Here is a 6,624-nt window from a genome sequence, read left to right as displayed (position 1 = left end):
GGTGATGATGCTCGCGGCCGGCAAGGGCACCCAGGTGCACCTGCATACCGAAGGTGATCAGGACAACGACGCCATGGACGCGCTGGTCGAGCTGATCAACAACTTCTTCGACGAAGGCGAATAACTACGTGGCTAGCAAGGCCACCCTTGTAGGAGCGGCCTTATGTCGCGAAAGGGTCGCAAAGCAGCCCCTGCAATCTGTGCATCGCTGCTGAAATCTTGGGGCCGCTGCGCGCCCCATCGCGCATTGCGACACAAGGCCGCTCCTACAGGCTCAGCGTCAACCTTCCGGCAGGCTGGATCAGGACATCGCCGTATCCATCACCATCATCAGGCAGAAGCCTATGCACAGCCCCAGGCTGGCCAGGCGGTGATGGCCGTTGCTGCGCGATTCGGGGATGATTTCCTGGGTCACTACCAGCAGCATTGCCCCCGCGGCGCAGGCCAGGCCCAACGGCAGCAGCAGTTCGGCGACGTTCACCAGCCACGCACAGATCACTGCGGCCACCGGCTCGACCAGGCCAGAGGCCGCGCCGATGAGAAAAGCCTTGAAACGCGGCATGCCCGCGCCAGCCAGCACCAGTGCGATCACCAGGCCTTCGGGAACGTCCTGCAAGGCGATGCCCATGGCCAGGCTGTCGGCATCGGGCATGCCACCACCCGCCGACACGCCAATGGCCATGCCTTCAGGGATATTGTGAGCAATGATGGCAATCACGAACAACCAGATGCGTGCGGCAATCACCGGCTGGTTTTCCGTACCGACCAGCGCCTCGGGCGATGCACCGGAAACCTTGAGGTCGATCAGGAACAGGCACAAGGCGCCGAACATCAGGCCGAAGCTGATCAGCCCACCTGCACCCCAGGGGCTGAAACCAATGTTCTGCGCCGCATCCAGCCCTGGGATTATCAAGGAAAACGCCGTGGCCGCCAGCATCACCCCGGCACCAAAGCCCAGCAGCGTGTCAGCCAGCGCCACCGGCATGTTGCGAATGATCAGTACCGGTACCGCGCCCAGTGCCGTACCCAACGCGCACAGTGCTCCGCCCTCCAGGGCGCGCAGCATGCGGGGTTCCAGGTCGAGCCAGGCGAGGCCCCGCGCCACCAGCAGCGCGGTGCCGGCCAGCAATAGCACAGTCCCGAGCGCCAGACGGAACAGGCGCACACTGCTGACAGACATCACCTCAGAGCGCATACCGGTCAGACTCACTTCAAGGCTTCGACATAGCGACGTTCCACTTCCGCCCAGTTAATGACGTTGTAGAAGGCACCGATGTATTCCGGGCGACGGTTCTGGTACTTGAGGTAGTAGGCGTGTTCCCACACGTCCAGGCCAAGGATCGGGGTGTTGCCGTGCATCAGCGGGCTGTCCTGGTTGCCGCTGCTCTCAACCACGAGGGTTTTCTGCGGGGTCACGCTGAGCCAGGCCCAGCCGCTGCCGAAGCGAGTCAGCGCAGCTTTTGTGAAGGCGTCCTTGAACGCGTCGAAGCCGCCCAGCTGCGCGCCGATGGCTTGTGCCACCTGACCGTGCGGTTCGCCGCCGCCCTCTGGCGACATCACCCGCCAGAACAGGCTGTGGTTGGCGTGGCCGCCACCATGGTTGGTCACCGCGCCGCGCAGGTTTTCCGGCAGTTGCTTGACCGCGCCGACCAGTTTCTCGACCGGCCATTCAGCCCATTCGGTGCCTTCGATGGCGGCGTTGAGGCCGTTGACGTAGGTCTGGTGGTGCTTGGTGTGGTGAATTTCCATGGTTTGAGCATCGATGTGCGGTTCCAGCGCATCGTAGGCGTAAGGCAATGCAGGCAAGGTGTGGGGCATGTCAGTGGATTCCGTAGGTATGGGGGCTGGGCGCCGTTTGTGCTTGGGCAGCAACGGCGCTGGCCCCGGCGCTGTGACGGTTGAGCAGGCGCGCGGTACGCGGGTACTGGCCATACTCGGCGATGAAACTCAGCAATTCGGTGTAGGTGCGCCCGCTGTGGCGCAGGGCCGCATCGCGCAGGCCCTGGGGCAAACGCGCTTCCTGACTGGCCTGAAGCAGCCGCTGGTGAGCCGCGCAGAGGTAGTCGGCGCTTTCGTGTGGCTGGTTAAGGCGCAGATGCAGGTCGGCGAGGTTGTGGTGGGCAATGACGAAAGCGGCCACCGCCTCGTCCACATCATTCCAGCGCTCGAACAGCACCTGGGCCAGCGCCAGGGCTTGCAGGTAGTGTTCCCGGGCATCCACCAGCTGGCCTTGTTCAAACAGGCGGTTGGCGATTTCGGTGGTGCGTTTCCAGTACTGCATGACGTTTCTCCTGCGGGCATTGACGCCCGGTCAGATGCCGCCGGCGGTGAGTTTTTCCGGATCCAGCAGCGCTTCCAGCTGGGCGCGCGACAGGTCGGTGTGCTCCAGCGCCACATCAATGACCGGGCGGCCCTGCTTGTAGGCGGTCTTGGCGATTTCAGCGGCCTTCAGGTAGCCAATGATCGGGTTCAGCGCGGTGACCAGGATCGGGTTGCGCGCCAAGGCCTCCTTGAGCTTGCCTTCATTGACCTTGAAGCTGGCGATGGCCTTGTCGGCCAGCAGCCGACTGACGTTGGCCATCAGCTCGATGCTTTCCAGCAGGTTGCGGGCGATGACCGGCAGCATCACGTTCAGCTCGAAGTTGCCTGACTGGCCGGCGATGGCGATGGTTGCGTCGTTGCCGATCACCTGGGCGGCAACCATGGCGGTGGCCTCCGGAATCACCGGGTTGACCTTGCCTGGCATGATCGACGAGCCCGGCTGCAGGCCTTGCAGCTCGATTTCGCCCAGACCGGCCAGTGGGCCGGAGTTCATCCAGCGCAGGTCGTTGGCGATCTTCATCAGCGCCACGGCGGTGGTCTTGAGCTGGCCGGACAGGGCCACGGCGGTGTCCTGCGAGCCGATCAGGGCGAACAGGTTCTGCCCGGGGGTGAACTCGACCTTGCTCAGGCCGCTGAGTTGACGGGCAAAACCGGCTGCGAACTGCGGGTGGGCGTTGATGCCGGTACCCACGGCTGTGCCGCCCTGGGCCAACGTCTGCAGGCTCGGCAAAGTGGCTCCGATATGCGCTTTGGCGCCGTTGATTTGCGCTGCCCAGCCATCCAGTACCTGGCTCATGCGAACCGGCATGGCGTCCATCAAGTGCGTACGACCGGTCTTCACATACCGATGCACTTGCGCCGACTTGGTCTCGATCACCTGTACCAGGTGGGCCAGGGCCGGTAACAACTGCTCGTGCAGGGCCAGCGCGGCGCTGACATGGATGGTGGTCGGGATGATGTCGTTGCTGCTCTGGCCACAGTTGACGTGGTCATTGGCGTTGACCGTCTCACCCAGCACGCGGGTTGCCAGGGTGGCGATGACTTCGTTGGCGTTCATGTTCGAGCTGGTGCCGGAACCTGTCTGGAACACGTCCACCGGGAAGTGCTGGATGAAGTCGCCCGCCAGCAGTTGCTCCACGGCCTTGACGATGGCCTGGCCCTGCGCAGCCGACAGTTGCTCCACCTCGACGTTGGCCTTGGCCGCGGCAGCCTTGGCCAGCAACAGCGCACGAATGAACTGGGCCGGCATGCGCTGGCCGCTGATCGGGAAGTTGTCGACCGCGCGCTGGGTCTGGGCGCCGTACAGGGCCTGGGCCGGCACCTGCAGTTCACCCATGCTGTCACGCTCGATACGGGTATCACTCATCATCAAATCCTTGCATCAGTTCATCGGGAGAAATCGACGGCAGCAGGCGGCAACTGGCCAATTGCAGGGCATAGGGCTGCCAGCGCTGGTTGCTTTCCTGGCGGTCGAGGTTGCGCAGGTCCAGCAAAGGGCGCCAGGCCTGGTCAAGGCACAGGCAGCGCCAATGCCAGGGCAGCATGCGGTCGCAGGCGGTATCCAGCAGCAGGCGGAAGGATGTCAGCGCCACCGTCCATGGCGAGGTGTCGGTGCAGCACACCAGGTAGCGGCCTTCGGCCAGGTAGTGCTCGATCAGGCGCGGCTCGTCGGGTTCGAGGGCACATCGGATGCGACGGCTGAGCCAGCGCCAGTTTTCCAGGTAGGGGAGTTCGCGGAGGACGGGTTTCATGAACATCATCGCCGGGCTACTGGGTAATGATATTCATTATTAAGTGATAAACAGAATCACTTCAATAAAAACGTGGTGAAAAAAAACCCGGCGCGAGGGCCGGGTCTTGGCAGGTTTGCTGAAGATCAGCTTCCTGCAACCGTCATCCGCTCGATAAGCACCGAGCCAGTATGAATATTGCTACGAGTTTCAAGATCACTGCCAATCGCCACAATCTGCTGGAACATGTCCTTCATATTGCCGGCAATGGTGACTTCCTGCACTGCGTGCTGGATCTCGCCATTCTCGACCCAGAACCCTGCTGCACCACGGGAGTAGTCACCCGTCACCATGTTCAGCCCATGCCCCATCAGCTCTGTCACTAACAGCCCGCGGCCCATGCGGCGGATCAGCGCTGCCTGGTCTTCCACGCCATGGCTGACGAACAAGTTGTGCACGCCGCCCGAGTTGGCCGTGCTTGGCAACCCCAGCTTGCGCCCGGAATAGGTACCCAACAGGTACGACACCAGCTCGCCTTTGTCGACGAACGGTTTGGCATAGGTGGCCAGGCCATCACCGTCGAACGCAGCGCTGCCGAGTGCGCGAGGGATGTGCGGGCGCTCGTCCAGGGTCAGCCAGGTGGGGAACAGGCGCTGGCCAATGGTGCCCTCCAGGAACGACGATTTACGGTACAGGTTGCCGCCGGAAATGGCCGACAGGAAGCTGCCGAACAAGCCACCGGCGAGCTCGGCAGAAAACAGTACCGGCACCTCGCACGTGGGTACCGGGCGGGCGCCCAGGCGGCTGGCGGCACGCTGGGCCGCGCGCACGCCAATGCTACGCGGGTCGGCCAGCAGGTCGCCCTGGCGGTTCACGTCGTACCAGTAGTCACGCTGCATCTGGCCGTCGCCTTCGGCAATCATCACGCAGCTGAGGCTGTGCCGGGTCGAGGCGTAGGCACCGATGAAACCGTGGCTGTTGCCATACACGCGGCAGCCCTGGTGGGTATTGAGGGTAGTGCCGTCCGCGTTGAGGATGCGCGGGTCGGCATCGAACGCCGCCGCTTCGCAGGCGAGGGCCATCTCGATGGCCTTCTCGGGCTCGATGTCCCAGTCGTGATACAGGTCCAGGTCGGGGATTTCACGGGCCATCAGCGCCGCGTCGGCCAGGCCCGAGCATTCGTCCTCGGAGGTGTGCTTGGCAATCGCCAAGGCAGCGGCGACGGTTTCGCGGATCGCTTCCGGGCCACTGGCCGAAGTGCTGGCCGAGCCTTTGCGCTGGCCGACATACAGGGTGATGCCAAAGCCCTGGTCGCGGTTGAACTCGACCGTTTCGACCTCACGCTGGCGTACCGTGGTGGACAGGCCCTGCTCCAGTGACACCGCCACTTCGCAGGCACTGGCCCCCTGGCGGCGCGCTTCGGCGATGATCGCCTCGACCTGCTCCTGCAATGCTGGCAGGTCCTTGGGACCTACGCTCTGGACTGCACTCATGGTTCTCTCCACTCAAATTCTGCGTTCGGCGAGGGTCATTCTACGACCGGGCCGGACAAGCGGCCCCCGACTGGTTATCATGGCGGCGATTTCTAGCGGACTGCCACCATGGTTGATTCAAACGACGACGCCTTCGACGGCGAAAAAAGCAAAACCCAGATCAAGCGCGAACTGCATGAGCTGGTCGAACTCGGTGAGCGCCTGACTACGCTCAAGGCCGATACCCTCGCCCGCCTGCCGTTGACCGACGAGCTGCGCAAGGCCTTGGCCGAGGCCAGCAAGCACACCGCTCACGGTGCCCGCAAACGCCACATGTCGTTCGTCGGCAAGCTGATGCGCGTGCAGGACCTGGAAGCCATCCACGCCCTGCTCGAGCAGATGGACAGTTCGAGCCGCCAGTACAACGAGCGTTTCCACGGCCTGGAGCGCTGGCGCGACCGGCTGATCGACGGTAACGACGAAGACCTCGAGCGCTTCGTCAAAGAATACCCCGACACCGACCGCCAGCAGCTGCGCTCGCTGGTGCGCCATGCCCAGCACGAGAAGGCGCGGAACAAGCCGCCCGCCGCCGCACGCAAGATGTTCAAGTACATCCGCGACCTCGACGAGATGCAGCGCGGCTTGCGCTGATCGCACAGCGGCCTGTGGGCTTGGGCTTGCCCACCCCACAGGCCCGCGCCGCCATCAAGCCCCGGTACCGCCCACGGTAATCGCATCCAGCTTCAAGGTTGGCTGCCCTACCCCGACCGGGACCGACTGCCCGTCCTTGCCGCAAGTCCCTACCCCGCTGTCCAGCGCCAGGTCGTTGCCCACCATCGACACCCGGCTCATCGCCTCCGGGCCATTGCCGATCAGGGTCGCGCCTTTTACCGGTGCGGTAATCTTGCCGTCTTCGATCAGGTAAGCCTCACTGGTCGAGAACACGAACTTGCCGCTGGTGATGTCCACCTGGCCACCCCCGAGGTTGGCGCAGTAGATGCCTTTCTTCACTGACGCGATGATTTCCTGCGGGTCGCTTTCGCCCGCACGCATGTAGGTGTTGGTCATGCGCGGCATCGGCAGGTGCGCGTAGGACTCAC

At 63.6% G+C, this 6,624-nt stretch carries 9 protein-coding genes; 2 read left to right on the top strand and 7 right to left on the bottom strand.

All coding sequences use genetic code 11. The features are described 5' to 3' along the window. On the top strand, positions 1 to 124 hold a 124-nt coding region (locus HP546_RS23790; protein ID WP_172230314.1), incomplete at its 5' end, for an HPr family phosphocarrier protein. 177 nt (positions 125 to 301) lie between these two features. On the opposite strand, the gene HP546_RS23785 is transcribed toward HP546_RS23790, so the two are convergent. The 6 genes from HP546_RS23785 to pmbA all read right to left on the bottom strand — a co-directional run bounded on the left by HP546_RS23785 (position 302) and on the right by pmbA (position 5,545). Then, positions 302 to 1,195: a ZIP family metal transporter gene (locus tag HP546_RS23785; RefSeq protein WP_172230317.1), complete on the bottom strand. Its 894-nt coding sequence runs from the start codon at positions 1,193 to 1,195 to the stop codon at positions 302 to 304. Positions 1,196 to 1,206: 11 nt separating this feature from the next. After that, positions 1,207 to 1,818: a superoxide dismutase gene (locus HP546_RS23780; RefSeq protein ID WP_172230311.1), complete on the bottom strand. Its 612-nt coding sequence runs from the start codon at positions 1,816 to 1,818 to the stop codon at positions 1,207 to 1,209. A 1-nt stretch (position 1,819) separates the two neighbouring features. Next, positions 1,820 to 2,281 carry a hypothetical protein gene (locus HP546_RS23775; protein WP_172230308.1) on the bottom strand — a complete coding sequence of 154 codons (462 nt, stop codon included), beginning with the start codon at positions 2,279 to 2,281 and terminating at the stop codon, positions 1,820 to 1,822. 30 nt (positions 2,282 to 2,311) lie between these two features. After that, a complete protein-coding gene (locus tag HP546_RS23770) occupies positions 2,312 to 3,688 on the bottom strand; it encodes a lyase family protein (RefSeq protein WP_172230305.1) in 1,377 nt (458 codons plus the stop codon). Continuing rightward, a complete protein-coding gene (locus HP546_RS23765) occupies positions 3,681 to 4,082 on the bottom strand; it encodes a FagA protein (RefSeq protein ID WP_172230302.1) in 402 nt (133 codons plus the stop codon). The genes HP546_RS23770 and HP546_RS23765 overlap by 8 nt, the downstream gene beginning before the upstream one ends. A gap of 116 nt (positions 4,083 to 4,198) precedes the next feature. Then, the gene (gene pmbA / locus HP546_RS23760; protein WP_172230299.1) at positions 4,199 to 5,545 is read right to left on the bottom strand and encodes a metalloprotease PmbA; all 1,347 of its coding nucleotides are present in this window, start codon (positions 5,543 to 5,545) and stop codon (positions 4,199 to 4,201) included. A 108-nt stretch (positions 5,546 to 5,653) separates the two neighbouring features. On the opposite strand from pmbA, the gene yjgA reads away from it, so the two are divergent. Next, complete coding sequence (gene yjgA, locus HP546_RS23755; RefSeq protein ID WP_172230296.1) at positions 5,654 to 6,175, top strand: ribosome biogenesis factor YjgA; 522 nt, start codon at positions 5,654 to 5,656, stop codon at positions 6,173 to 6,175. 54 nt (positions 6,176 to 6,229) lie between these two features. Here the strand turns inward: yjgA and HP546_RS23750 are convergent. Continuing rightward, positions 6,230 to 6,624: metallopeptidase TldD-related protein (locus HP546_RS23750; RefSeq protein WP_256678527.1), on the bottom strand; the 395-nt coding region annotated here is incomplete at its 5' end.

It is taken from the genome of Pseudomonas sp. CM25, assembly GCF_013179705.1.
Taxonomy (GTDB): Bacteria; Pseudomonadota; Gammaproteobacteria; order Pseudomonadales; family Pseudomonadaceae; genus Aquipseudomonas.
Note: the sequence above shows the minus strand (reverse complement) of the source record. Positions and strands in the feature narration are given on the sequence as shown.

Excerpts from the sequence above, each read along its gene's own strand:
- yjgA (WP_172230296.1), top strand. The coding sequence starts at position 5,654 with ATGGTTGATTCAAACGACGACGCCTTCGACGGCGAAAAAAGCAAAACC.
- HP546_RS23785 (WP_172230317.1), bottom strand. The coding sequence starts at position 1,195 with ATGCGCTCTGAGGTGATGTCTGTCAGCAGTGTGCGCCTGTTCCGTCTG.
- HP546_RS23780 (WP_172230311.1), bottom strand. The coding sequence starts at position 1,818 with ATGCCCCACACCTTGCCTGCATTGCCTTACGCCTACGATGCGCTGGAA.
- HP546_RS23765 (WP_172230302.1), bottom strand. The coding sequence starts at position 4,082 with ATGATGTTCATGAAACCCGTCCTCCGCGAACTCCCCTACCTGGAAAAC.
- HP546_RS23775 (WP_172230308.1), bottom strand. The coding sequence starts at position 2,281 with ATGCAGTACTGGAAACGCACCACCGAAATCGCCAACCGCCTGTTTGAA.
- HP546_RS23770 (WP_172230305.1), bottom strand. The coding sequence starts at position 3,688 with ATGAGTGATACCCGTATCGAGCGTGACAGCATGGGTGAACTGCAGGTG.
- pmbA (WP_172230299.1), bottom strand. The coding sequence starts at position 5,545 with ATGAGTGCAGTCCAGAGCGTAGGTCCCAAGGACCTGCCAGCATTGCAG.